The following is a 23,606-nucleotide window of genomic DNA, read 5'->3' as shown; positions in this document are numbered from 1 at the left end:
TCAGCCTCCGATCAGGTGGGCGAGATCGCCCGTGGATAGACTGGCATGTGTCCGCGCTGTTTGCAGATCGAGCTTGCCATCCCACAGCGCCGTCAGCAGCCTGGGATAGGCGTCTACGTGAGACCGGGAGATTTCCGCTTCGATATGATTTGCTGCATGAAGCAGGAAGGGCGGCAGAAACTCCATCCCACACAAGATGGCCGTTTGGCGCAGAGGAAGCAAAAAGTGCTCAAAGAGATGTTCATTACCGCCATCCGGTGAATAGTCGTGGCGGCTGCCGCCCGTGGTGACGCAGGCCAGCACAAGTTTGCCGGAAAGCTTCTGGCCTGACGGGCCGTAGGCAAAGCCATATTCCAGGACGAGATCCTGCCACTGCTTTAGAAGGGCCGGGAAAGAGTACCAGAAAAGCGGAAACTGAAAAACGATGACGTCATGATTCAAGAGTCTTTGCTGCTCGCGATCCACGTCGATGGAAAAGCGGGGATACTCCGCATAGAGATCTACGAATGTAATCCCCTCGATCCGGCGCGCCAAATGCGCCATCGCGAGATTAATGCTTTTCTTCCGTTGCGCAGGGTGCGCAAGCAGGACCAGAACCCGCATGGTAGACCCGTCCTTATCTAAAACGATTAAGCTGATGCCACAAGGTTAGAAGCAGTCGAGAGGCAGCTGTCTTGTGTATAGCGGCGACGGGCCGGTCGATTGCACGATCCGGCTGCATTCGTCGGATGTGTTCTGCCGATATTTAACAAAAGCTGGATCATCAAAGACGCCCTGCAATTTGTCAGTTAGCTGAGAAAATGTGGGCGGGACCGGCGGAACGGAAGCTTATCAGTCAAAGGCCATAAGTGCACTGAGCGCCGGTTTCACTGGTGGTCTCGCTGCGGAGCGGGCATCCCACCATCTTCGGCCCGTATGCATTGGTTTCGCAATCCGTAGGCCAGCCTTCCCCAAAGAGGTTTGTAGATGCTTGAAATAACCGATTCTCTCTTGCAACCGATACCTTTGCGCGTGTCGACAACCGATGATCCGGCAAAGCTGCTTCGCTTCACGGTCGAGGCGTTTGGCATGGGGCTGGTCGCGCTCGCCACCTTGGTTGAAATCCGCGGCGGCGCGGCGCGAGCTCTTGGTTCGCATGTCGTTGTCGCTTCGGACGGACGCTATTGCGGCTATGTCTCTGGGGGGTGCGTGGAAGCTGCCGTTGCGGCCGAAGCATTGCTTGCCATGGCCGAGGGGTGTGATCGGATTGTGAAATTTGGAGAAGGCTCGCCGTTTTTCGACATCGCTCTCCCCTGTGGTGGGGGCATCTCGGTCGCCATCCATCTCTTGCGCGATCCGCAGCCGCTGCAAATGGTGTTGGATCGCCTCAACGCCAGGCGCGCCGTCGGCCTCAGTTATTTGCCACGGCAACAGCGCGTGCGCTTAACGGATGCGCCAGGGCGGTCCGGCTGGACTGGGGAGGAATTTGTGAGTGTTTACCGCCCACAGACGCTCATTGTTATCTCGGGACAGACGTGTGAGGCGCAGGCCATTGCCGAAGTGGCCGAAGCGTCTTCATATGATGTTGTAAGGATACCAGCGCCCGGCCGGAACCTGAGTGATCCGTGGACAATTGACCCTTTCACGGCAGTCATACTTCTTCATCATGATCTCGACGCTGAAGCGGCGGCGCTGGACGAGGCGCTTAAATCGCCTGCCTTCTACATTGGGGCACTGGGAAGCAGTCGCACGCATAAAAGACGCGTCGAGCGCCTGATCGAGCGATGCTTTGAGCCGCAGGACATTCGCCGACTCAAGGCGCCAATCGGAATCTTCGGGCCCGCACGGGATTCTGCATCGCTTGCGCTCTCTGTCCTGGCCGACGTTGCGGCCACACGCCTTGCTGTCTTCGGTTAGGAAGCGCTGATGGGTGGTGGAGGAGAGCCGACAGTCGCGATCGTCATTCTGGCAGCGGGGCGATCAAGCCCAATGGGCTCAAGTGGATGCCACAGGCTCTTCACGGAATTCGGCGGCATGCCATGCCGCTCGTTCGCCGATCTGCCTACGCTGCGCTTGCATGCCAAAGCCATTCCGTGATCGTCGTGACGGGTTTTAGAGATGCTGACATACGAGATGCGATTGCGGGGCTTGGCGTTCAGACGGCTTACAACGGCGACTACCTGTCAGGCATGGCCAAACCCGTTCGAGGCTAACGCGTCGCACGCGTTTATGGGCACTAAGTCCTAATAGATGAACCCCTCCGCATGATGGGTGTTCTTTGTCAGGAACCTAATCTTGAGGGGATCCCAACGAGAGATGATCTGTACCGTTCGACACAAGCCATGCCGGCGTCTAGCAAGCGCAATCGATCGGACAGCATCTGATTGCAGAACGTAAAGAGGATGAGATGGACCAGAGCTTACGACCCGAGCCTTACACCGTTGAGCAACTTCAACAAAGATATTCTTTGAGCATTTCGAGGGCAGTCGACGTTCTGGATCACTGTAACGGAGACAGGGCCCTGATCGACAAAATGTTGAAGAGATGCCTCCAGAAGCAGCTTGATGCTCATCCAAAAAGCGATACGGACGGGAGCTGCTGACGCTTGTTTTTGGGACAACGTTACTTTTTTGGTCGCGCTGCACCGGCGGGAAGGTGCGGGTTTCTGTTTATGCGCGGCTCTTGTGCAACCATCACGTCTTTAGCTTTCGGAAGGCGGGTATTTCAGAAAAAGCGGGGCCAAGACTACCCCAAGTCAGTTCTCAACCGAGCCAAACTCTGGCAGCCTGTGCAGAAGTAATTGGTTCGCGTCCATTCCAGCAGGATGCCAGATATGGAGAATGGAGTGCGTACGAGAAGAAACATGCTTAAGTACCTCTTCACCTTTCCCATGGTCGGACGGCCAGTGGTTGCGTTGATCGCTGTCCAACTCTTGCAGGCCGCCGGTGTTCGGGTTGCTGTCGCTCAAGGTAATGGCGGCGGCAACGGTAACGGGAATAACGGCGGTAATGGCGGAGGAAACAACGGCGGCGGCAATGGAAACGGAAATGGCGGTAGTAACAGCGGCGGAAACGGAAGCGCAAATAGTGGCGGCAACGGCAACGGCGGCAGCAATGATGGCGGACATGGAAATGGAGGTGGCAAAGGGAACGGAAACGAGAGCGGAAGCGGGAAAGCACCAGATCCTGAAGCAGCCGGAAATTCCAGCCAGAACCGGGCTGGCGTTCAGCAGTCTGGCCAGACCCTCGAAGTGCGCCACGCCAATGGCATCACCGAGACTTTACGTAAAGGCCGGTATTCGATGCGCGACAATAAGGGCCGTGTCATCGTTGAACGGCCTGCGACTGCCAAGGATCGTTCAAGGTTTCAGGGCTCACGCTGAGCAGGGATGCGATCTCTCCAAAGAAGTGCCGCCTCCGTGCGATTGCTGACGTTTAACTTGGCAAAAATCCTTGTCACGTGGTGCTTCACCGTTTTCTCATGAAGCCCCAGTTTGCGCGCGACAAGCTTGTTGCTCATTCCGATGGCAATAAGATCCATGACCTGCCGTTCTCGGTTGCTTAAATCCTGACGCTGCTCGATCAGTTCCGACGCCGCCTTTCGTTCAGCCAGCAGTTTCGCGCCCAGTTCGGCAGGAATGGAACGCCCGCCGTCTGCGATGGTCCGCAGCATCTGTACCAGCTCACGAGAGCCGACGCCTTTCAAGGCGTATCCCGCCGCGCCCGACTGGATTGCTGTCTGAAGATCATCCACGCTCTCAGATGCTGTGAGAATGAGAATTCGAATGGACGGAGACAGGCTCAATATGGATTTGATCGCCGCTAGGCCGTTGCCGGGCATCGAGATATCCAGGAGGATGATGTCCGGCGCTAATCTGGTCGCAAGGGCTAGTGCGTCGTCAGCGTTTTCTCCTTCACCCAGGACGTCGAAGCCACACTCTTTCAGGCTCAGCGATACACCCGAGCGAAACATCGGGTGATCATCAACGATGACGACCTTTATATTTTCTGTCATGGATCGCTCACATCGACGGTGTTCAGTCTCATGGTGAGGTGCGTTCCGCGTGCCGATGTCTGCACTTCGAAACGGCCCCCCAGACTTTCAATTCTTTCTTTAAGGCCTGACAACCCGATGCAATCGGGTTCAATCTCGTCGAACGAAAAACCACTGCCGCCGTCTGAAACAGTAGCGACGATCTCTGTGCCTTCCTGTCGGAGTGACACGCATTGATTTGTTGATGCTGCGTGGCGCCAACCGTTGTTCAGACCCTCCTGGACGAACCGGTAAGCGCAGATTTTAAGGGGAACTCCGACTTGCGCGTTCACATCCTCAATTGAGGTCGTTATTCGCGTACCAGCACGGGACTGATGATGTTCAACTGCCCGACCAACAACGTCTTCGATGGGCAGATTTTCTATATCCGGCAAAACAAGGCCGCGGCAGATGTTGCGGATATCGCGGATAGCTTCATCCAGACTGGCCTTGATCGATGTCGTCTCGGATTCTCGTTCATTCCGACTTGTCTGGTCGCTGACGAGCTTCTCGCTGTCCACCCGCAGTGCTGCGTAGGCGATGAGCTGTGCAGGCCCATCGTGCAGATCGGCACCGATCTTGCGCAACAGCCGCTCGTTCAAGGCCACCGTGCGCCGCGATCCTTTTTGCACGCGACGCGCAAGCTCCTCGATCTCACGCAGTTGATGCCGGATCATCCTGCTGCCCTTGAGCACAATTGTGGAAAGTACGGCGAAAAATGCAGAGGCAACCGCGATGACGACGATCCAGCTCTTCCAGCGCGCTCGCGCCAGGCTTTTCTCAAGATCCGTTGCCCGCTCATAAAACTCTGCGACGGCAACCACCTCTCCGGACCATGGCTGCAAGACCGGATTATATATCTCCAGGAGGGGTTCCCCGAGCGCTCGCTCCGCGTCGCTCTCTGGGTCTCCTGCCTCTTCGAAATTTGCGACGAGCTCGCCAGCGAACGCTTTTGTCCTGTTTTCGCCAGGCGGCACGACCATGTTCATCAGCCGCTTGTCGTTCGAATAGATAATGGTCCCGTCTTTTGTCCACAGTCGGAAGGAAACGAGTCGTCTGCCCAGTGCACCCTGTCCCAGAGTTTCATCCAGCGTTCGTTCGATGGAATCGTCGAGTTTTGTCGCGCGGGTGAGATCCGGCAGGATAGGCGCAATGATGCTGTCGACGTAAAGCGCGGTTGTAGAGCCTGCATTCCTTGTTACAGTGTCAACAATTTGGTTTGTCACCAGCAATCCAATCAAAACCGTCGCACCCAACGTAACAAGACCGCCGGCGAGGAAGAACTGTTGGGCGAGTGACAATGCGCCCAAGGTCTTCGATGAAAGACGAGTGTTTGTGCGACCTGACATTGTGACACGCGTGCCTGTAACTTTGCCGCCGAGGGTCAGCCCAGCGAACTTCAGACAACTGTAAATTAGGATCTTGAGGACGGAAAGCGAAGCCTGAAAGCATGAAGGTTTTTATTTCTGAAAATACTAATTTATTCCCCAGGAAAAGGCCTGCCGGGAAGAAAGCCCGGCAGGCAACGCCATCAGTTGATAACCTGCACGACTTTGCGCGTGGTCGGTTCAACGATTACTCGCTGCTTGTTGACGATGGCGTACGAATATTTCGGTTCGTCCGGGACCTGATGAATGACCACAGTCGAGGGAAGCGGCTCGCCGACAACGACCTTTTCCTTTACGACAACTGTCTCAGTCGGCATCGGGGCCTCCCGAACATAAGTAACAACGCGCGGTGGCGGCGGATCGATAGCTGTGCCTGCGACGGCTCCCACGACGCCACCAACGGCTGCGCCCACCGGCCCGCCGACGATTGCACCGGTAATCGCGCCGCCAGCGGCGCCGGTCACAGTCGATTCCTGAGCCTGAGCTCCGCCGGCGACCAGTATTGCTAACGTCAGGAAAGAAAGCTGTTTCATCTGCATGGGTGTTCCTCCTTAGGGCAGAATTTCCACAGCCAAACAATATTTTTCGATCTGGATCAGTTCCGGGCATAGGACTTTGTGCCCTGTCCTGGAACACTTTCCGTCCAATTTGCTTGAAATCCCACCTGCAACCGCAGGCAAAAAACAACACTTGCCAAGGTGGAATGATATGAAAAACCGAGTCCTCGCAATGTCGGCTGCAATTATCGTTATGGGCACGTCGAGCGTTCTGCACGCGCAGACCGTCGTGATCAGCCCGGAACAGGAAGTTGTAATCCAGAAGTACGTGACTGCGCACACGGTTACCTCAGTGGATGCGCCAAATGTCGATGTCGTGGTTGGCACTGCCCTTCCGGAGACGGTCGAGCTGCACAGGATTGACGCACCGGATCTCACCTATAGCTACGTCGTCGTTAACGGAAAGACAGCGATAGTCGATCCCGGCACCGGCAAGATCATCAGGATCATGAACTAAGCCGGTAACCGCGCGATCGATGGATGCGAGATGTCACGTCGCCTAACATCGATCCTGCAAGCTGTAAGATCATTTACGTTCTTACGACCTGGCCACTCGGCGTTGGTCGCGGTGGCGCGACCAACTAGTTGATCGGCTACCCGTGTGCCGAGCGGCACGAAATTTTCCGTCTTGCTGCTCTGGCGATATTTCGATGCTCTTTTGTGATGCGCCATGCAAAACGTTATCGTCGGCTCTCTACTGCTCCTCTGTGCATTACCCGTTGTTGGTGGCGGAATGAGGATTGCGTCCGATCTCAGGTCGCAGCACCAGCCACCTGTCATTCTGGATATAAATGAGGAGCCCTTGTGGTCCACTCAAGTCAAGCGTGTTGATCCAAACCAGCAAGCCTATGAGCGTTTACCGTCTGCACTACTCGCTTCCAATGATATCCCGCGAAGCAAGCCATTCATACAAGCCAGCGGTCTACCGCTTGGAAAAACGACTGAGATTGATGTTGCGGAGCACAAATCAGATGAATGGTGCTCCCGCAAATACCGATCGTATGTGAAGGCCGATAAAAGTTACCAACCCTTCAGTGGTGGGCCGCGCAGGCGCTGCGTCCCACCGCTGGATGTGGTCAAGACAGACACGCGACCACAAATCGCTTCGCTAAACGAGAACCACGTTGCGTGGTGTATGAGCCGGTATCGCTCTTACCAGGCTGAGGACAATTCGTACCAGCCGTTTTCAGGTCGGAGGAGAAAGTGCCAGTCCGGTTTAGAAGCGCCAGATCAGCGTTACCGGACAACTCTACTCGCCCAACAGGTATCCAATTAGACAGACGACCAGCCCCAAGCGTAGCTATTCGGCGGCGGCAGCTCGGCGCCGATTGACGCCGTTTGGAACGCCTTAATCGGTGGTTGTAACGCGATCAACTCGATCGACATGATCGAGTTGATTTGATTGATGCGGACAAGTGTGAGTGTCCAAGCTCGCCAAGTGGCGTTCTTTGTGTAGCAAGAGGGCAAAATCTACGCGGTGCTCAGAGGGCTGTGACCTAATCCTGAACGCTCAATGGCGTCACGAGCCGCAGCGTCGTCTCGGGTATCCGCTGAGCGACATGCGCTGCAGTCAGTAGGATTATACGTAATCCTGCGTTTGATTGTTTTGACAATATGCGGAGTTTGCGGAGCAGCTTCACCTGAAATGCCATGTTTTAGAAAATAGTATCCCGCTCCGGATAAGTGCCTAATTTTTTCAATATGCTACGTTAGAAGTGAAGAACCGGAATTTTCAGTGACTTGGAGCTTAAGATCCGAAGGTTGAAGGTTCGAATTGTTTCAAGAGCATTTAAGAGAGCCGTGAACGGGACGGCGTAAAATTTCAGCTAGAAAACGTCATTCAATTGCATTACATTCTCCTTCAATATGGAGACAGCCATGGCCGCAAACGCTCTTGTACAAACACGTATTGATTCCGAAGTCCGGGATCGTGCTTCTGCCGTCCTTGAAAGCATGGGCCTCACGGTATCTGATGCGGTTCGTATCATGCTCACCCGGACCGCTAACGAGGGCGCTCTGCCTCTTGAACTTTTATCCGGCAGTGAGGCGCATGACGCTTGGTTTCGGACGAAGGTGCTTGAAGCGTTGAACGATACTCGACCGGATTTATCGGACGACGAGGCAGAGGCGCACTTTGCCAAACGTCGAGTGGCGGCCCGCCTTAAAGCGGGTGTGCCAGAATCGTGAAACTTACTTGGTCCGCTTTTGCGTTATCGGATCGTGACGCCATCTTCACATACATCGAGGCAGATAATCCAGCCGCCGCCGTCTTGATCGATGAACGGATAGCCGCTGGCGCCCGTCGCTTGCTCGATTTTCCTGCCAGTGGGCGCCTGGGTCGGATTGCCGGGACGCGCGAACTCGCCATAAATGGCACACCTTACATCGCCGCCTACGTCGTTGCCGAGACGACAGTTCGAATTCTTCGCGTACTCCATGGTGCGCAAGAATGGCCAGAAAATTTGCCGCTAAGCTGATCGACCACGTTTATGTAGGGGCCGACGGTTCGATCCCCATCAAGGCGTGTGGCTTATATGGGCCGTTGCCACAGCCGGGGGGGGGCCGAATTCACCTTGTTGACTGGGAGGTAGCGGTCCGTGACTTATGGAAACAGATTTTCAAAATTGCCTATTGAAACCTGAGGAATCCTCGGCCTTCAACAATGACACAGTCCATCTCTTTATCCGCACCACCGCTGGGTCATTTGTCAGCGAAAATCACCAATTTCTATAATGCCAATGCCGCTCAATTACTCTTTTTTCGGCCGTATCTGCATAACGTATACCTCCTTGCTAGCGATTGCTGCTTTTTAACCAATTTACTTAACGAACCGCTAAAGTTTCATTTGCGGATTACCCTAGATTGCACCATTATAAATACATGATGAGAAATCACATTTCACGGCTGTGAATAGGTGAGCGTATTCCAAGGTGGTATTTTGGACACTTTATCTACTGCGTGCTATATTTCTAGAAACCATATGTTTCCAACCGCCCTTCACGAGTCATCTAAAAGATTACTGAATTTGCACGCCGTTGCCCCGCGCACGGCACGTTACGTAGCAAATATTCCTAAATGGCTGCTGACGCAGGGCATTGTATTGCTTCATTTTGAGCGGCTGCTTGATAACTCCGCTCCCCCGTTGACAATCGCGAGCCTTCTAAATCTGCTGAAGAGCTATAACGTAAAAGCGGTTAGTAAGAATACTGCAGTTTCGCATTTGGTCGAGATGCGAATGTACGGCCTTCTCGGCGATGACATGACATCACAGAGCAAACGTTCCCGACCACTGATCTTGGCGGACGTTGGTGAGACCCTAGTTCGAAAGTGGTTTGAAGGGCACCTGCACTCGCTCGATCATCTGGACGGCGGCGATCGCTTTGCCACTCTGTCGGAAAAGCCGGAGCTACTGCATCGCAGTCACCCCTTGGCGATCAGAACGCTATTGAGGGAGCGGGCGTGGTCAGAGCCACCTGAAAGCATTGCAACATTTGTGTGGGTTGAATCCGGCAGCAACATTCTGCATGACTTGTTCCTGAGGGTTCCACCTACTCTTGATTTGCCGGAGCGGATATGGGTTGGCCCCGTTACAGCTTCGAATATAACAAGCAATTATATTATCTCGCGCAGTCATGGTCAGCGTCTAATTGCAAGAGCCCGTGAGCTGGAACTTCTTGGTTGGGAAAGACCAGGAAACGGCGGATCGATGTGGATATCGCGTGAGTTGATCGATGCTTATCGTCTCTGGCAAGCTTACAAATATGCAGCAATCAAAAGTGCCTGGGCGGTTACAGGTTAATAAGGCGTATTATATTACTGTTGAATCTTAATTCGATTGGTTAAAAATAAAAGAAATATTTATTGTTAATTATAGAGAAGAGTTTTCTAGAAAAATAACCATTTTTATTGGGTCATATCTTAAATTACGCAATTCATTCTCTCGACATTAAAGAAACAGGGAGAATGGTATGCGTAACAACCCAGTAATGATTGTCGTTTCGTTAATCGCACTTCTTGGCGCGTCCTCTGCTGTCGCGGGCCCTGCAACACCGTCGCCGGCTTTCGTTCAGCAGGCAACTGGTGGGAGCGCTGGCGGCGGCAGCGCTGGACTGATGGACACTGCTTCGATTTTCAAACCATCGATGGAAGTGCTTACATCCGTCAAGGCAATGGATACGTCCGATCTGGTCGGCAACCTTTCGCTTATTTACCAGGCCGGTGATTTCAACACGGCATCAATCGAGCAGACGGGCAGCCGCAACATTGGCGTTATCCAGCAAATCGGCTATACAAATTCAGCCTCAATCACGCAAACCGGCGTAGGTCATCAGGCTTTCGTCCGCCAAGAAGGTCGCAATAACCTCGCGATCATCCGGCAGCGCTAGGCAAATTATCAAAGGCTGGATAAAGCAGCCTTTGATAAAATGACAAACGCAATTAAGGCGTTGGGTTTACCGGTGGCAGCGTGCTCGGATCTGGATCAGGCTGCGTAACGCCACCGAAATCAGGGAAATCGATGGAGAAGCCGGGGCTCTGGGCTGCTCCTTCACCCTGTGCGCTGGCCTGAGAGAGCAGCCAGTTGCCGTTCAGCGGGTCGCCACCGAGCGATGGGTTCACAGGACGATAGACGATCTGCGATGCCTGCGCGCTACCGCTTACGATGAGAGCGGCGGCGAAAAGAAAAACATTTATGGCTTTCATATCAAACTCCTTACCTTGGATAGTTAGCGCTTAGGAAGAACGTACATCCGTCCCGGCACGACGATAACAGTCTTGTTTTCGAGGCCACGTAAACCGGCGGGCATCATATAGTTGCCGCTTTGCGGCGTCTGGATTGCTAGTACTGTCGAGTTTACGGAATCGCGCACATCGAGCGCGCCTGCGAGGTTATCGCCCTTCTGAATGTAGGCGATCTGGTTGTTTTTCCCGGAAACGCCGACCAGCTGGAAATTATTGTCTCCCTGGCTCGCTTGTAAAACCGAGTTATTGGAGCCGCCCTGAACAAGAAGAAGGGCCGAGTTCGAGCCTTCTATGGCCTGCACCGCGCGATTGCTGTTTCCTGACTGCTGGATCAGCGACAGGCTGCCTCTGCCCTCAATACCGGAATTGGCATAGTTATCCTGGCCGAGCTGGATAATGCCAGTGTTGGATTGCCCGCCACCGACAAACTGCTGGATCGGCTCCATGAGCGCCTGAACGCTGGCGGTACTGGTCTCGTAGTTTTGGACGAGAAGATTTTCCGATGCGACTGCTGCCGTGCCGACTACGGCGATGCTGGCGGCCAGAAGCACGCTTCTCATTTTTCCGAAAACCCTGCCTGCATATTTCATCGTCACAACTCCCACTCAAATCTTCTTTGCTGCGCTGCCAGCCACCATCGAGCGGGGCATTTCGCACAGGATTTTGCCGGACCGGTCGGTGACGATCATCTCGACCGTCACATCAGAGGATCGTTCGAAAGCGGAACTGACCCGCCCGAGGGTCCCGTTGGCAAACATGCTTGTCTGACTTAACTGGCTTGTTCCGGAGATGCCCTTCTTTTGCACATTCAGAACCAGCCTGCCTTCGAGATCATCGTGGCCCACCAGAAAAGGTTCAATCCGCGTGGTCTCGTCTCTACTCACTATAATCCCGCATTCCGCGACCCTATCGTCGGCCACCGCCCCTCGATACATCTCACCGTTTCCGGCGCTTGCACCGCTCGTCAGCAGCGTCGCTAAAACACATATTGGAATAGTCGTTCCGCTCATCAAAGGACGCGCCATTTGAGCCTCGCCAGTGGGAACGGGGCGCCCAGGAGCGCCCCGACCATTGATTAACGCTGCGAAACGTAAGCAACGTTAGCGCGTCCAATCTGGCTGACCAGGGAGTTTTGACCGCCGTTCTGCTGTGTCACGACAGCAATGTTTTCCTGGCCAGCACCACCGGTGCCGTACTGCAGGACGACAGAGTTGGAAGCGCTACCCTGCTGGGAAACCCAAGCATTCGAGTAGGCACCAGCCTGCATGACAGCAGAGTTGTTGGTGCTTCCGGTCTGGTTGACTAGAGCAAAGCTGTGATCGGCCGACTGGACGACCAGCGACTTGTTGGCGAATCCCGGCTGCTTGACGATGGCGGCATTACCGTTACCATCTTGCATGGTCAGCGAAAGATTGCCGGTGGATGGAGCCAGAAGGCTACCCACCTGTGTGGTCTCTGCGTAGTTGCCGCTGCCGGACTGAAGGACACCGGCAGCCGATGCCAGAGCGAGCTCCTGCGTAGTGTTCGAGATGTTGCCGGTTCCGCTCTGTACGGTTGCGGCAATTACACCAACGGTGGCCGTCTGGCTGTTGATGGAGAAGTTACCGTTTCCTAGCTGAACCGTGGCAGCAAGCGAACCCGCAGCGACAGTCTGGAAGTTGAAGGCAGTATTGTTATCACCAGCCTGAACGACGCCAGCAGCGGAAGCGACGGTTGGCAGCGATATTTCGCCAGTCGGAGTATCTATGTCAGCGTCTACGACTGTTACATCTTCCTGCCCTTGCGACCACCGGAAAGGATCTTCACGAGTAACTGTGACACCAAGCACCTTACGCAACTTCGTGCCCGCGCCACCTTCGAATTTCGGAGCATACAGCGTGCCCGTCTGAGTGACATGAACTGTTTCAGGTACGAGCAATTGACCCACCTGATTGTTCACGCCGACGTTGTTGTTACCGAACTGAGCTACGGCAGCGACCGAGTCTACTGCCGGAGCAGAGCCACTACCGGTAGCCAAGCCATCGTTAGCGATCAGACCAGTGGTGTAAGGACCCAACGTCGGCGAAAATGCTTCAGAGATGTACTTAGGAGTTTTAACCAGCGTGGACAGATTATAACCCGGTACAACATAGCTCACCGTCTGGCGCGCACCCTGCGTGTTTAGTGCAGTGTTGTTGCTACCAATCTGAACGACCGAAGCCGTGACACGGGAGCTCTTTTCATGCTGAAGGTTGGTTGCTGTGTTGTCCGAACCGAATTGAGCGATCAGGCCGGTATTACCGGTACCGCCGTCCTGCAGGTTGATCGCGGTGTTGCCGAAGCCGCCCTGGAGAGTTGCAGCTGTGAGGCCCGTCCCGCCCGTCTGGCTGTTGACCGCATCGTTATCGGCGCCGAGCTGCACGATAGTAGCACTCGAGTTGATAACGTTGGTCTGGCCGTTGGCAGCCGTGTTGTCCACACCGCCCTGAACGATCAGAGCAGAGGTTGGATCGACATTGACCTGAGCGTTCATGCCGCTATTGCCTACGCCGAACTGAGCGATGGTCGCCGTTGCTTTAGCACCGCCGGACTGGACGTTGGTTGCAACGTTTTCCGCACCAACCTGCAAGGCATTGGCCACATTGCCGAGACCATTTGACTGAAGGTTCGTGGCTTCATTGGTTACGCCAGCCTGCAAAATAGCCGCGGTGTTGGTGTTGCCACCAGTCTGGGCATTAGTTGCGGCATTGGTATCACCGAACTGTGCAACGCCAGCATTGTTGGCATTTCCGCCAAGCTGTGCATTCGTGGCTTCGTTGGAGGAGCCAACTTGCAGAATGCGGCCGGTGCGGACTGCGCCGCTGGTTCCGAACTGTACGTTGGTTGCCGTGTTTCCGTCACCGACCTGCCCGATAAGCGCCGTGTTAGCATCGCCGCTTGTGTTGGCTGTCGCAGCCTGCGAATTGGTCGCCACGTTGCGATTGCCAACCTGGAGGATGCCTGACTGGCTCTCCACACCGCCGACCTGACCATTGGTCGCGGTATTGCGGTTGCCAAACTGGGCGATGCCCGCCTCATTCAGGCCATCGACCTGGGCATTGTTTGCGACATTCGCGTTTCCGCCCTGAACGATACCGGCGCGGTTGAGGTTACCCGCCGCACCGCCACGCGTCTGCGAGTTGGTTGCTTCGTTGCGGTCACCGATCTGTAGGATGCCAGCTTCATTGGCGCCGGTCTGGCCGTTAAGAGCCGTATTGCGGTTGCCGAACTGAGCGATTGCCGCCGAAGACCCACCGGCGTTCTGCACGTTGGTTGCATCGTTGCGGTTGCCGACCTGCAGAATATCTGCGTCTAAGTCTGCACCCACCTGCGCATTCGCACCGGTGTTGGCGTTACCGAACTGAAGGATGCCAGCGTCGTTACGAGCGCCCTGCTGAGCGTTGGTAGCAGCGTTGCGGTTACCAAACTGGCCTATGTTGGCAGTGAGGTCCTCGCCGGAAATCGGTCCACCAACACCTGTGTAGATGTCCTGAACGTTTGCTGCGGTGTTACCGTTTCCGGTCTGAAGAATACCGGCGGCAGAGCGATCCGCTCCATCCTGCGTGTTGATCGCAACGTTGATATTGCCGAACTGGCCGATAGAAGCTGACGAGTTTTCTACGCCGATCTGCGCGTTGGTCGCGCCATTGTTATCGCCGATTTGAACGATATTACCGCGTGCATCGGTCGAAGATTTCTGCGATGTGATCGCTACGTTGGCAGAACCAGCCTGGAACGTGCCGGAGAACGAGGTGTCGGTGCCCTCGATCTGTTCGCTGGAAGCGATGTTGCCGGCGACGGAATAGTCGCCGTTCAACTGAATGATCCCCGTTTCATTGCCGGTCTGGGCGGTGCCGCCGGTCTGAACGTTGCGGGCAAGGTTCTCATGGCCACCCTGGAAGACGGCGGCGCTGTTGAAACCGGACTGGCGGAATTTGTCAACGATGTTGTTTTCGCCGAACTGGGCGAGGCCCGCAGTGTTATCGCCAACCTGCAGGAAGTCGCCACCGATGAAGTTGTTGCGGCCAAGCTGCTCTACACCAAGATCGTTATTACCGAGCTGGGCGTCACCGCCAGCACCGTTTCCGAACGGCAGAAAAGCATTGTTGTAACCGTACTGGTAAATGAAGCCGTTGTTGCTTCCGGCGGCGCCGTTGACGCCAGCCTGCGAAAGATAAGCGAAGTTGCTGTCATCACGTTGGCCGATGTAACCGAAGTTGGCGTCCTGAGCCAGAACCTGGCCATTCAGCGCAACGACAGCAACACCTGCGAGAAGCAGTGTGCGTCTGCTAGGAATTTTCATTGGTTTCTCCCCGTGAGGCGGCCCTTACTGAGCTTTCGTGCCTCGGCTAGTGGTTCGTTAACAACAGCTTAATGCCACTGTTTTTTGTCTCTTAGCAAGACACATTTAAATGCTTATTAAGTAATAGTTAATTACGAAAAAGAATAAACCCAAAAATGGGACATATTAGATCGATCTTCGCAAAAAAAATGGGGTCGGAAATGGAAATCCGACCCCATTCAACCTTAATATATTAATGGCTAGTTCGCCGACAATTCACTTTTCACTAACTTTTTCTTTGTAACGCCTGTGAAATCCGCTGATGAACGCCGCTTCCTGCGAGCGATCTTGCAGGTGCCATAGCCCCTGACGAACGCCATCGACCATAAGCGAGTACACCGCCAACTCTATTCCTTCGCGAACTGCGAGCGATCCTGGGTCGTTCCTGGATTGGCCCAATTCGACTTCGAGAAGTTCGCCGACTTTCACAAACTTGTAAGCGCCGCCGCGAACCCCGATAGAATAAATCTGTTTCGTCGTCGTCGTGGACGCAAGGATTTCTCCAGTCTGTACGCTGACAGCACGAAGGTTAACCGTCACGACATCGGAACGATACTGCACATCGCCGCCAATACCGAGGTACTTTGCGCCAGCGCCGCCTGTGAGTTCATTGGAATCATATCCAATGATCCCGCCTTCCAAAAGTAGGCCTGCAAATCTTACGGCTGGCAGGCCGCTGGGCCGACCGAAAGAGCGTTGGGTATTCTCGATGAGGGTGCGTTCCTGAACGAGGTTCTTTAACCCGCCACGCTCAACCACGCGGAACCACCGCCCGCTTCCGGATTTTTTCAATACGTCGATCAGGATGGCGCTACCGCCCTGGGTCACGGCACGGCTGTACTCTGCAAAGCTCTCATTTGGCTTTGCCTGGCCAGTCAGATCAGGAAAATCATAAACCGCAACATCAACCGGCACCGCTGGCAGAGGAACATTCTCTACCTTTGCGGATGTCTTGGTCGGAGCGGTAAGCGTCGCGGCGGGTGTTTCGAGTTGCTGGCCGCTTTGGCATCCTGCAATGCCGAGGCTCACCACGCAAAGAGCCGCAAACTGAAGCTTCATTCTGTCCCCACAATCCCTGCCGCAGCCATAATCAAACACATTAACAGCAGAACCCAGTGGTTCTGGTTAATAGGCGATTAAACCCACGACCCCTTAAAGTTACACGAAAGCACAATACTTGCGCCTTTGAGGCAGTTGCTCACTACCACTAAGCAACTCGCGCGCGCAGTCCCATTTTTGGGTATATCTCTCTAAGTGAAGCGTTCAGGCCGAATATCGAGAGCATTGGTTAATTATGCAACAGTATAACTCTCAGCGCTTTACGGAACCGCGACCCACCGAAGGCCACTCTGTTGCGCTGCCTCGTACAGCTGCAGACGAGCCGGAGGCTACGTCGGGATATCGCGGTACGGCGGTGTTGCTGGCAACCGCCGCCGCAGCCATAGCTGGTGATCTTTGCACAACATGACGTTTTGCAGGTTTATTGATCGCCGGTGGCCGGGGCTTCGCTTCCGGTGGAATTTGATTGAGATAAACAGAATTCACGCCGGGGCTGGCTTGATTGACGTAGGCCTGTGAATAAGAAGGACTGGATGTGAACGATGCCGCGAGAGCAAGCAAACCCAGAAGTGCCAAGCTTTTCGACATCGTTACCAACCTTTTCCCCTGCGAACTGTAAACTCCGGTCAAACATAAGCAAATTAAGAGAACTTATGCAATTGCCACGAGCGTAATTTGATTTAAACTATGTTTATCTTATGCATTCGGAGGATTTAAGATGTCCGCTCTCGGAAGAGCTCATGTTTTTACGATAATTATCAGTACATTTCTCGCGCTTCCTCAGATTGTGACAGCACAGACACAGTCTTCCGGCCCAATGTTTTCGACACCGGCATCTCGTTCGACAACGGGCGCGCCGATCCTCAATGATCCCCGCGCCGATACAGATACAATCTTAAACTCTGCGGGCGGCGGGAACGCGACACAGACGCGCGCGACTACACCTCCGCCTCCACAACAGGCGCAGCAACCAACCGCCCCGCAGATCGCTGCGAAACAAGAAGTATTCGGCAACTGGGCCGTGGAGTGCGCAGACCCGGCACAGGACGCGCGGCGATGCCAGATTACTGGAAAAACGGCGTCGGCAGATCAGAAACAGACCATTCTCGTGCTCAGCATCGCCTCATCCCCGGATATGAAAACCACGCTTTACCAAGCGGCTTTACCTTTAGGCATCGCGGTGCAGAAGAAGGTTCAAATTTCAGTAGGCGAGGATTACAAGAGCGAGATTGCAATCAGTCGCTGCACGCAGCAGGGATGCTTGCTGGAAGGCAAGCTGGACACGCCGCTTCTGGAAGCCATGAAAAAGGGGGCAGAAGTGAAGTTTACTGTTACAACACCGGAAGGCAGCCAAATCCCTATTATGCTTTCCCTCGGAGGTTTCTCGGCTGCGCTAGCCAAAATGTCTTCCATATGATGCTGCCGCAACAGGCACGCTCGTATCCGTCGAAGGTCATCGTTATGCACTCGACGACACCTTCGAGACAGACGAGAACGAACCCGGCCGCGATCGTAACGAGTCCGCCTGTGGCATGGCTGTCATCACCATGTCTCGCTCGTCATGTTCGTCGTCGCAGTGATAGCTGTGATCACCACTGGCGCATGACTCGGCAACTAATAAAGACCGAGGATACTAATCATCGGGATCAGGTAGCGTGAGATCCGCAATAAGCGGGCGATGGTCCCCCACCACTGTCTCTGGGAGGACCGCGTTCATCCGGTCGCGCGTAGCTTCCAGGCGGTCGATGGACAAACCGGGTTTGTTGGCGGCGAAATTGCGCATCCACTCATCATGTATATCGTCTGTCCAGCGCGACCGTCGAAGGCGCACTGGATCAGAATGTTGCGCAGGTGGAAGAGGTACTCCTGACACAACCGATGCGATTTAAACCGAAACAACATGCGAATCGTTCCTGGCAAAATGAATCGTTTTTCAATTACTTAGCCAGATGCGCGCGCCCGTTACGCGAATCTCTTCTATGGTGCTGATTCGAATGCATCTTCGCCGACGCAGCGCGTTTGTCTCTGCAACCTGTTCGAAAAAGGAGGTCTGTGATGACCAAGCGTGAACTAATCGATACTTGCACTGACAAGCGTTATGTCCGCCGCGACGAAGACGGGAAGTTCAAGGAGAGCGTCGATGTCTCCCGCTCGCTCTCGGCCGACGCACGCCATGACGCAAAGCACGATACGAAATCGGGCGAGGGCGACAAGGGCGACCGCAAACGCTGACCACTTGGATGAAGATCGCCACGTTCAACGTCAATGGCATCAACGGCCGCCTTGACGTCCTCCTGCGATGGCTCGACGAGGCGAGACCGGACGCGGTCTGCCTTCAAGAACTAAAAGCGTCCTCCACCAAGTTTCCCCGCAAGGAGTTGGAGCGCGCTGGCTACGGCGCGGTATGGCAAGGACAGAAGTCGTGGAACGGCGTTGCCATTCTCGCACGAGGTCAGGAGCCGCTTGAGACAAGACGAGGGCTCCCCGGCGATCGGGATGACGACCAAAGCCGCTTCATTGAGGCCGTCATCGACGGGATTGTCTTCTGCTGCCTCTACTTGCCAAACGGCAACCCCGTTCCTGGGCCGAAGTTTCAGTACAAGTTGGATTGGTTTCGGCGGCTGCATTCCTACTCGGCCGAACTTTTGGAACTCGGTGTCCCAGTCGCGCTCGTGGGCGATTTCAACGTCATGCCAACCGACCTCGACGTGTACAAACCGGAGCGCTGGATCGACGACGCACTGTTTCGGCCGGAGGTGAAGAAAGCCTACGCCGACCTGGTGGACCAAGGCTGGACGGATGCACTGCGGCACCTCCATCCAGACGACCACATCTATACGTTCTGGGCATACTTCCGAAATGCGTTCGCACGCGACGCCGGCCTCCGGATCGACCACTTTTTGCTCAGCCCGGATCTCGCCGACAAACTCGTAAGAGCCCAGGTCGACAAGCATGTCCGGGGCTGGGGGCACGCCAGCGATCATGCGCCGGTTTGGATAGAACTGATTGAGAAAACAGCAAAACAAAGGAGAGAGAAATGATCGACGATTGGAAGCGCGAGGTCCGCACCAGGCTGGAGGAATTGGTTGATGGCCTCGTCGTGAACGGCGTCAGTTACAAGGACGCCTGCAGTATGATTGTCGTGGAGGTCAACGCCCTCATGGTGGCCCGTGAGCACGATCCGGATCCCGCTGACGATGAAGCCGTTGATGAGCCGGCCAATGACTGGCCGGCGGCGGAAGAAGGACGATCTGTCGAATAGAACGTGACGCGACCCCTCACCAATCTCCTTGAGGGGCCGCTCGAAGCTTACTGGGGCGGCTGACCGTCCGACGCTGACATCCCGCCATCCACAGGCAGGTTGACCCCCGTCACGAAGCGCGCATCGTCGCTTGCAAGAAATGCGATTACGGCCGCAACGTCTTCGGGCTCGCCGGGTCCCTCAAGTGCGAACCGTTCGTTGAACTTCGCAATCAGCTTGTCGTCGTCCATCATGTCTTCGGTCATGCCTGTTCGTGTCAGGCTTGGACACACCGCATTCACCCTGACGCCGTCTTTCCCGTGGTCCATGGCCATAGCCCGCGTAAGATTGGTCACCGCACCCTTGGCGGCGTTGGATGAGGCCATGCCCCAGTCGCCGCCCATGCCGGACACCGAGCTGACGTTGACGATCGAGCCGCGCGACGCCTTCAGATGCGGGAGCGCCGCACGGCTGGCGTAGAAGACGCCATCGACATCCGTTGCCATCACTGTACGCCAATCGTCTGTGGTCAGGGTGCCGACATCGCCCTCGGCGACGACACCAGCATTGTTGACGAGAACGTCCAAGCGTCCAAACTTCTCGACGGTGCGAGAAATCAGGTCCTTTACCTCGTCCTCATTCGAAACGTCCGCCTCAGCGATCATAAATTGATCATCACGGAAAGGCTTGGCGACGTCTTCGAGCTTCGATTTCGTGCGGCCGACCAGTGTAACGATAGCGCCTTCGTCGAGAAAACGCTCCGCTGTCGCCTTACCTATTCCTGAGCCTGCGCCAGTCACGACGACGACCTTGTCTGCAAATCGCTGCATTGAAATCTCCTTGAGTGCGCAGTGGTGCATCCGCTCGAACGGGAGATATGCGGGGTTGTTCCCGATCCAGGGGCTCGGCCGTTTCGAGGGACACCATGACCGTAACGAGAATGTCAGCGCCGGTCTGGCAGCGAAGCGGAACGAACATTTGGAATGCAGGTTGATTGGATCCAACAGGAACGCCCCATGACGTCGTCACATCTCTCGACCCTAGTCTCTCTCTTCATCATCCTTGTCGGCGCGATCTACCTCCTCGCGAAGCCGGACCGAGTATTGGCTGCGGACAGCGGAATCAAACTCATGTCCCAGGCGGTCGACCCTGCTGGGAAGCCTTTGCAAATTTTGCAGGCGGAACGCACCCAGAAACAAACAGCTTCTCAAAAAGGAATGGTTCGCGCCGATCATCTGGTGATCCTGTTCCATGGGATCCGAGGACGTGGCTCCGTTATGCAAGCGGTGGGAAATTCCTGGCAGGCGACGCTTCCGGACACGGCATTCGTCGCGCCGGACGCGCCGTTTCCACATAGGTCAGGTGGTCGTCAGTGGTTTGCCGTCGATGACCAGATCATGCGTCCTGAGCGGATCGACGCAGCACGTCGAGCGTTCGACGGCGTGGTCTCCGAGATCATCAAACGGGAAGGTTTCGAAAACGCGCTCGACAGGGTGGCCTTCGTCGGGGTCTCGCAAGGCGCCATCATGGCGCTGGATGCGGTTGCCTCGGGTCGTTGGAAGGTCGGATCCCTCGTCACCTTCGCCGGACTGTTGCCGTTACCGCCGACTTCGTCTTCTGCCGGGACGAATATCTTTATGATGCATGGTTCTGCGGACAGGACCATACCATCCGCTGCGACGACGACTGCGGCGAACCAGCTCAAAGCAGCGGGGTTCGCCGTGACGTCAAAAATCTATCCTGGCGTCGGTCACACGATTTCTTCGGAAGAAGCCCGAGATGCCGCGATCTTTCTACGCGACCGTTTCAAATAGGCGCTGACGAAAGGGGGCTGTCCAGGATCCCTATTGGAAGTACGCAACCGAAGCACGGTATCTACAAGAGGCGTCCCTCATCGCACCATGCTCACCGCTTGAGCTTTCCTGATCATGTTGTAACGATGGCTTCGGCCAATTTCGGTCAGGAGGATTCGGGAATGTGGAAGTCAGTTTTGATCGTCGCTGCCCTCGCTACTTTCGCCGCTGCGCCGGTAAGCGCTGAGCAGTGCCGTGATGCGAAAGGCAAGTTCGCCAAGTGCGGCACTGCCGGCGCCACGCCTGTGAACTGAGCCGAGATGGTGGATGGCGGCCTTCATTTGGGTTGCCATCAGCCTCTAGAGATTGCCGCTAGCCTAACCTTCGTCGTCTAGATCCAACACCGGTAGGTATGCGTTTTGCTCCAACCATTCTCTGACGATGACCCGCAGCATTTCTTCACGGCTGAATCCGAGTTCTTGGGCGACGCTGCGTACGGCTTCTTCGATGTCGTCGCCCAACGTGGGGCGGAAGAGGGGAAAGAGAATCTCATCCTAATAGCCACCTGGACGAAGCGACGCCGCACGACGGCCACAAAGACTCCCATCGGCGGCGAGATCGGACGGCGAGTAGCCGTTGCCAGGATACCTTATGGCAAGCTGAGTGGCGGTGCTGCTTGCTTGTGGGCAGTCGAAGACAGCCAGCATCCTGATGTCCGTCGGAATTGCCAAGAACTGGGGCAGCGACGGTATACGTCCAACGGCTCAATCCTGGAGCGATTGCAATGGGACTGGAAAAGAACACCGGCGGCCTTCCAACACCAGAGCATCTGCGCAAGACGATAGAGCAGGGGGCGGCCACGTCGGTCTTGCTTGCGGCTTCGCCTCTCGTGCAAGGCATCTCCGGACAATATTTCGACGATTGCCGGGAGGCCCCAGTCGTCGACGAGCGGGGAGAGGGACCGTTCAAGGGGGTAGCGAGATACGCGGTCGATGCGGAAAACGCTGCCCGTCTCTAGGAGACGGCGAAGCAGATGCTGGGATTGCCTCTGTGAGCGGGACACCCTGTCGGTCTCGATAGACCGGCAGGGTTGTTCCAACCATGGTGACCGGGCGCCGATCAGGTCTTGGCCGCCACTGCAAGACGGAACGGCGCGCTCAAGCGGTTGAAGGCGTTCATTGCGGCGATCGTGATCGTCAGATCGACGAGGTCCTTCGGTTCGAAAGCAGCTGCGGCTGCGGTATAAGCCTTGTCGGAGGCGTGGGTCTGGCTGACATTAGTGACTTCCTCGGCCCAGGCGAGAGCGGCCCGTTCCTGTTCGCTGAAGAAATGAGGCACCTCGTCCCACACGGGAACCAGCGTGATCTTATCGATGGACATCGTCTTGCGCAGATCGCGGCTATGTAGGTCAATGCAGTGTGCGCAGCCGTTAATTTGCGACACGCGCAGGAAAACAAGGTGGATCAGCTCGTCGGGAAGGTTTGTCTTCGTCGTCACATAGTGGTGGACACCGTAGAGCGCCTTTGCGCCCTCGGGCGCCACTTCGGACCAGTTCATGCGGGACATTGTTCTTCTTTCCTTTCTTCAGCACACGGTTCCCCGGTCGCTGGAGGAGCCGTCGTTGTAAAACTTCAAAGTGAGGAGGATTAGGTAGGCGCCTCGAGCCTAGGGCTTGCGCGGCGTCGTGAGGACAGTGTCGTCGGTGTTGACGACGAAGACGGCGAGCAGCTTCGCCGGCTTCGTGTTGCTGGCATTGGCGCTTACATCGTGCCGGTCTCCCGGTAGCTCGGTGAAGTTCTGGCCGGCTGTGAAGGTCTTCGTCTCGCCGCCGTTCACGGCGCTCTGGATCGCGCCTTCGAGAACCGTGGCGTAGATCAGCGCAGACTTTGCATGCGTATGGGCGGAGCTGTAGCCGCCGGGGCCGTACTCGACGAGCACGCCCTTGACGCTCTTACCAGGAACGTCGGGCAAGGGGTGCTCGTAGACGAGCGTCACCTTGGCATCCTTCGAATCGTAGGCTAGTCCCGGCTTCGCAACGTCATGAGCTGACGCGGTGGCAAGGGAGGCCGCAAATGCCGCAGCCGCATATGAAATGGTCTTCATGATCGTAGGCTCCTTCTATGCCTTTAGCCATTCGGCGACCGTGACACCGCCCTTGATGTAGTCTCCACCGGGAACCAGAGAGCCTTTGGCGACAGGTGCGCCGAAGTATTCGACTGCGGCGTCTGCGGTCACCGGACTGCCGTCGCACTTCGAACCGAGATACGCCCGGATAAAGGATTCGAACGGTGCGCGCTCGGGTCCGGCAAGATCGACCGTTACGTTCTTAGGCTCGCCGAGCGCGGCCTCCACCAGGGCTGCGGCGACGTCGTCGGCAGCAATCGGCTGGAAGTCGATATCCGGCACTTTCACCACGCCGTCGGCCGCATAAGCGCCGGCCAGGGTCTCGATGAACTC

General features: G+C 55.7%; 26 protein-coding genes and 3 pseudogenes. 14 read left to right on the top strand and 15 right to left on the bottom strand.

Annotated elements, in window-relative coordinates:
- On the bottom strand, window positions 1-630 hold the full coding sequence (locus FS804_RS22675; RefSeq protein WP_256366761.1) for an NAD(P)H-dependent oxidoreductase: 630 nt from the start codon (window positions 628-630) through the stop codon (window positions 1-3).
- A gap of 336 nt (window positions 631-966) precedes the next feature.
- Here FS804_RS22675 and FS804_RS22670 point away from each other — a divergent pair, with 336 nt between their 5' ends.
- On the top strand, window positions 967-1,896 hold the full coding sequence (locus FS804_RS22670; RefSeq protein WP_144579062.1) for an XdhC family protein: 930 nt from the start codon (window positions 967-969) through the stop codon (window positions 1,894-1,896).
- 838 nt (window positions 1,897-2,734) lie between these two features.
- Here the strand turns inward: FS804_RS22670 and FS804_RS25075 are convergent.
- The 4 genes from FS804_RS25075 to FS804_RS22645 form a co-directional block, all read right to left on the bottom strand.
- Window positions 2,735-3,238: a hypothetical protein gene (locus FS804_RS25075; protein WP_186376966.1), complete on the bottom strand. Its 504-nt coding sequence runs from the start codon at window positions 3,236-3,238 to the stop codon at window positions 2,735-2,737.
- A 107-nt stretch (window positions 3,239-3,345) separates the two neighbouring features.
- Window positions 3,346-3,993, bottom strand: coding sequence for a response regulator transcription factor (locus FS804_RS22655; protein ID WP_144579060.1), 648 nt, complete (start codon window positions 3,991-3,993; stop codon window positions 3,346-3,348).
- Window positions 3,990-5,360, bottom strand: a complete 1,371-nt coding sequence (locus tag FS804_RS22650; protein WP_144579059.1) for a sensor histidine kinase — start codon at window positions 5,358-5,360, stop codon at window positions 3,990-3,992. Before FS804_RS22650 ends, FS804_RS22655 begins: the two co-directional genes overlap by 4 nt.
- A gap of 182 nt (window positions 5,361-5,542) precedes the next feature.
- Window positions 5,543-5,938, bottom strand: a complete 396-nt coding sequence (locus FS804_RS22645; RefSeq protein WP_144579058.1) for a DUF1236 domain-containing protein — start codon at window positions 5,936-5,938, stop codon at window positions 5,543-5,545.
- Window positions 5,939-6,107: 169 nt separating this feature from the next.
- Between FS804_RS22645 and FS804_RS22640 the strand changes: the two genes are divergently transcribed.
- The 6 genes from FS804_RS22640 to FS804_RS22615 all read left to right on the top strand — a co-directional run bounded on the left by FS804_RS22640 (window position 6,108) and on the right by FS804_RS22615 (window position 10,341).
- Window positions 6,108-6,413 (top strand): DUF1236 domain-containing protein, encoded by a 306-nt coding sequence (locus tag FS804_RS22640; protein WP_144579057.1) that lies wholly within the window; start codon window positions 6,108-6,110, stop codon window positions 6,411-6,413.
- A gap of 213 nt (window positions 6,414-6,626) precedes the next feature.
- Window positions 6,627-7,232, top strand: coding sequence for a BA14K family protein (locus FS804_RS25475; RefSeq protein WP_144579056.1), 606 nt, complete (start codon window positions 6,627-6,629; stop codon window positions 7,230-7,232).
- A 602-nt stretch (window positions 7,233-7,834) separates the two neighbouring features.
- Window positions 7,835-8,143, top strand: a complete 309-nt coding sequence (locus FS804_RS22630; protein WP_144579055.1) for a type II toxin-antitoxin system RelB/DinJ family antitoxin — start codon at window positions 7,835-7,837, stop codon at window positions 8,141-8,143.
- On the top strand, window positions 8,140-8,433 hold the full coding sequence (locus FS804_RS22625) for a type II toxin-antitoxin system RelE/ParE family toxin (protein ID WP_144579054.1): 294 nt from the start codon (window positions 8,140-8,142) through the stop codon (window positions 8,431-8,433). Before FS804_RS22630 ends, FS804_RS22625 begins: the two co-directional genes overlap by 4 nt.
- A gap of 437 nt (window positions 8,434-8,870) precedes the next feature.
- The gene (locus FS804_RS22620; RefSeq protein WP_144579053.1) at window positions 8,871-9,755 is read left to right on the top strand and encodes a hypothetical protein; all 885 of its coding nucleotides are present in this window, start codon (window positions 8,871-8,873) and stop codon (window positions 9,753-9,755) included.
- Between the two features lie 169 nt (window positions 9,756-9,924).
- On the top strand, window positions 9,925-10,341 hold the full coding sequence (locus tag FS804_RS22615; RefSeq protein ID WP_144579052.1) for a hypothetical protein: 417 nt from the start codon (window positions 9,925-9,927) through the stop codon (window positions 10,339-10,341).
- 52 nt (window positions 10,342-10,393) lie between these two features.
- On the opposite strand, the gene FS804_RS22610 is transcribed toward FS804_RS22615, so the two are convergent.
- The 5 genes from FS804_RS22610 to FS804_RS22590 form a co-directional block, all read right to left on the bottom strand.
- Entirely contained in the window at window positions 10,394-10,657 is a 264-nt protein-coding gene (locus FS804_RS22610) for a curli assembly protein CsgF (protein ID WP_144579051.1), read from the bottom strand.
- Between the two features lie 23 nt (window positions 10,658-10,680).
- Window positions 10,681-11,286, bottom strand: a complete 606-nt coding sequence (locus FS804_RS22605) for a hypothetical protein (RefSeq protein WP_144579050.1) — start codon at window positions 11,284-11,286, stop codon at window positions 10,681-10,683.
- A gap of 15 nt (window positions 11,287-11,301) precedes the next feature.
- Window positions 11,302-11,721, bottom strand: coding sequence for a curli-like amyloid fiber formation chaperone CsgH (gene csgH / locus FS804_RS22600; protein WP_144579049.1), 420 nt, complete (start codon window positions 11,719-11,721; stop codon window positions 11,302-11,304).
- Window positions 11,722-11,771: 50 nt separating this feature from the next.
- On the bottom strand, window positions 11,772-15,017 hold the full coding sequence (locus tag FS804_RS22595) for a hypothetical protein (protein WP_144579048.1): 3,246 nt from the start codon (window positions 15,015-15,017) through the stop codon (window positions 11,772-11,774).
- Window positions 15,018-15,272: 255 nt separating this feature from the next.
- Window positions 15,273-16,115, bottom strand: coding sequence for a CsgG/HfaB family protein (locus FS804_RS22590; protein WP_144579047.1), 843 nt, complete (start codon window positions 16,113-16,115; stop codon window positions 15,273-15,275).
- A gap of 718 nt (window positions 16,116-16,833) precedes the next feature.
- On the opposite strand from FS804_RS22590, the gene FS804_RS22585 reads away from it, so the two are divergent.
- The 5 genes and pseudogenes from FS804_RS22585 (at window position 16,834) to FS804_RS22565 (ending at window position 19,377) form a co-directional block, all read left to right on the top strand.
- On the top strand, window positions 16,834-17,532 hold the full coding sequence (locus FS804_RS22585) for an invasion associated locus B family protein (RefSeq protein WP_144579046.1): 699 nt from the start codon (window positions 16,834-16,836) through the stop codon (window positions 17,530-17,532).
- 16 nt (window positions 17,533-17,548) lie between these two features.
- A pseudogene (locus FS804_RS25280) lies at window positions 17,549-17,721 on the top strand (IS701 family transposase); the annotation flags it as partial.
- A 449-nt stretch (window positions 17,722-18,170) separates the two neighbouring features.
- Window positions 18,171-18,347: a hypothetical protein gene (locus FS804_RS22575; protein WP_144579045.1), complete on the top strand. Its 177-nt coding sequence runs from the start codon at window positions 18,171-18,173 to the stop codon at window positions 18,345-18,347.
- Window positions 18,348-18,355: 8 nt separating this feature from the next.
- Entirely contained in the window at window positions 18,356-19,156 is an 801-nt protein-coding gene (gene xth, locus FS804_RS22570; protein WP_144579044.1) for an exodeoxyribonuclease III, read from the top strand.
- A complete protein-coding gene (locus tag FS804_RS22565) occupies window positions 19,153-19,377 on the top strand; it encodes a hypothetical protein (RefSeq protein ID WP_144579043.1) in 225 nt (74 codons plus the stop codon). The genes xth and FS804_RS22565 overlap by 4 nt, the downstream gene beginning before the upstream one ends.
- 47 nt (window positions 19,378-19,424) lie before the next feature.
- Here the strand turns inward: FS804_RS22565 and FS804_RS22560 are convergent, their stop codons facing one another.
- Window positions 19,425-20,186 carry an SDR family NAD(P)-dependent oxidoreductase gene (locus tag FS804_RS22560; protein WP_144579042.1) on the bottom strand — a complete coding sequence of 254 codons (762 nt, stop codon included), beginning with the start codon at window positions 20,184-20,186 and terminating at the stop codon, window positions 19,425-19,427.
- A gap of 186 nt (window positions 20,187-20,372) precedes the next feature.
- Between FS804_RS22560 and FS804_RS22555 the strand changes: the two genes are divergently transcribed.
- Window positions 20,373-21,170 (top strand): alpha/beta hydrolase, encoded by a 798-nt coding sequence (locus FS804_RS22555; protein ID WP_371417903.1) that lies wholly within the window; start codon window positions 20,373-20,375, stop codon window positions 21,168-21,170.
- A gap of 170 nt (window positions 21,171-21,340) precedes the next feature.
- Here FS804_RS22555 and FS804_RS25070 read toward each other — a convergent pair whose 3' ends face one another.
- Entirely contained in the window at window positions 21,341-21,502 is a 162-nt protein-coding gene (locus FS804_RS25070; protein WP_186376965.1) for a hypothetical protein, read from the bottom strand.
- A gap of 319 nt (window positions 21,503-21,821) precedes the next feature.
- Here FS804_RS25070 and FS804_RS22540 point away from each other — a divergent pair.
- Window positions 21,822-22,167: pseudogene (locus FS804_RS22540) on the top strand (oxidoreductase); the annotation flags it as partial.
- Window positions 22,168-22,268: 101 nt separating this feature from the next.
- Here the strand turns inward: FS804_RS22540 and FS804_RS22535 are convergent.
- From FS804_RS22535 to FS804_RS22525, 3 genes and pseudogenes are all read right to left on the bottom strand, one after another.
- Window positions 22,269-22,715, bottom strand: a complete 447-nt coding sequence (locus FS804_RS22535) for a carboxymuconolactone decarboxylase family protein (RefSeq protein ID WP_144579040.1) — start codon at window positions 22,713-22,715, stop codon at window positions 22,269-22,271.
- Between the two features lie 99 nt (window positions 22,716-22,814).
- Window positions 22,815-23,252, bottom strand: coding sequence for a cupin domain-containing protein (locus FS804_RS22530; protein ID WP_144579039.1), 438 nt, complete (start codon window positions 23,250-23,252; stop codon window positions 22,815-22,817).
- A 15-nt stretch (window positions 23,253-23,267) separates the two neighbouring features.
- Window positions 23,268-23,606, bottom strand: a pseudogene (locus FS804_RS22525) (NmrA family transcriptional regulator); the annotation flags it as partial.

The sequence above is a fragment of the Agrobacterium sp. DE0009 genome, assembly GCF_007680755.1.
Taxonomy (GTDB): domain Bacteria; phylum Pseudomonadota; class Alphaproteobacteria; order Rhizobiales; family Rhizobiaceae; genus Agrobacterium; species Agrobacterium tumefaciens_B.
Note: the sequence above shows the minus strand (reverse complement) of the source record. Positions and strands in the feature narration are given on the sequence as shown.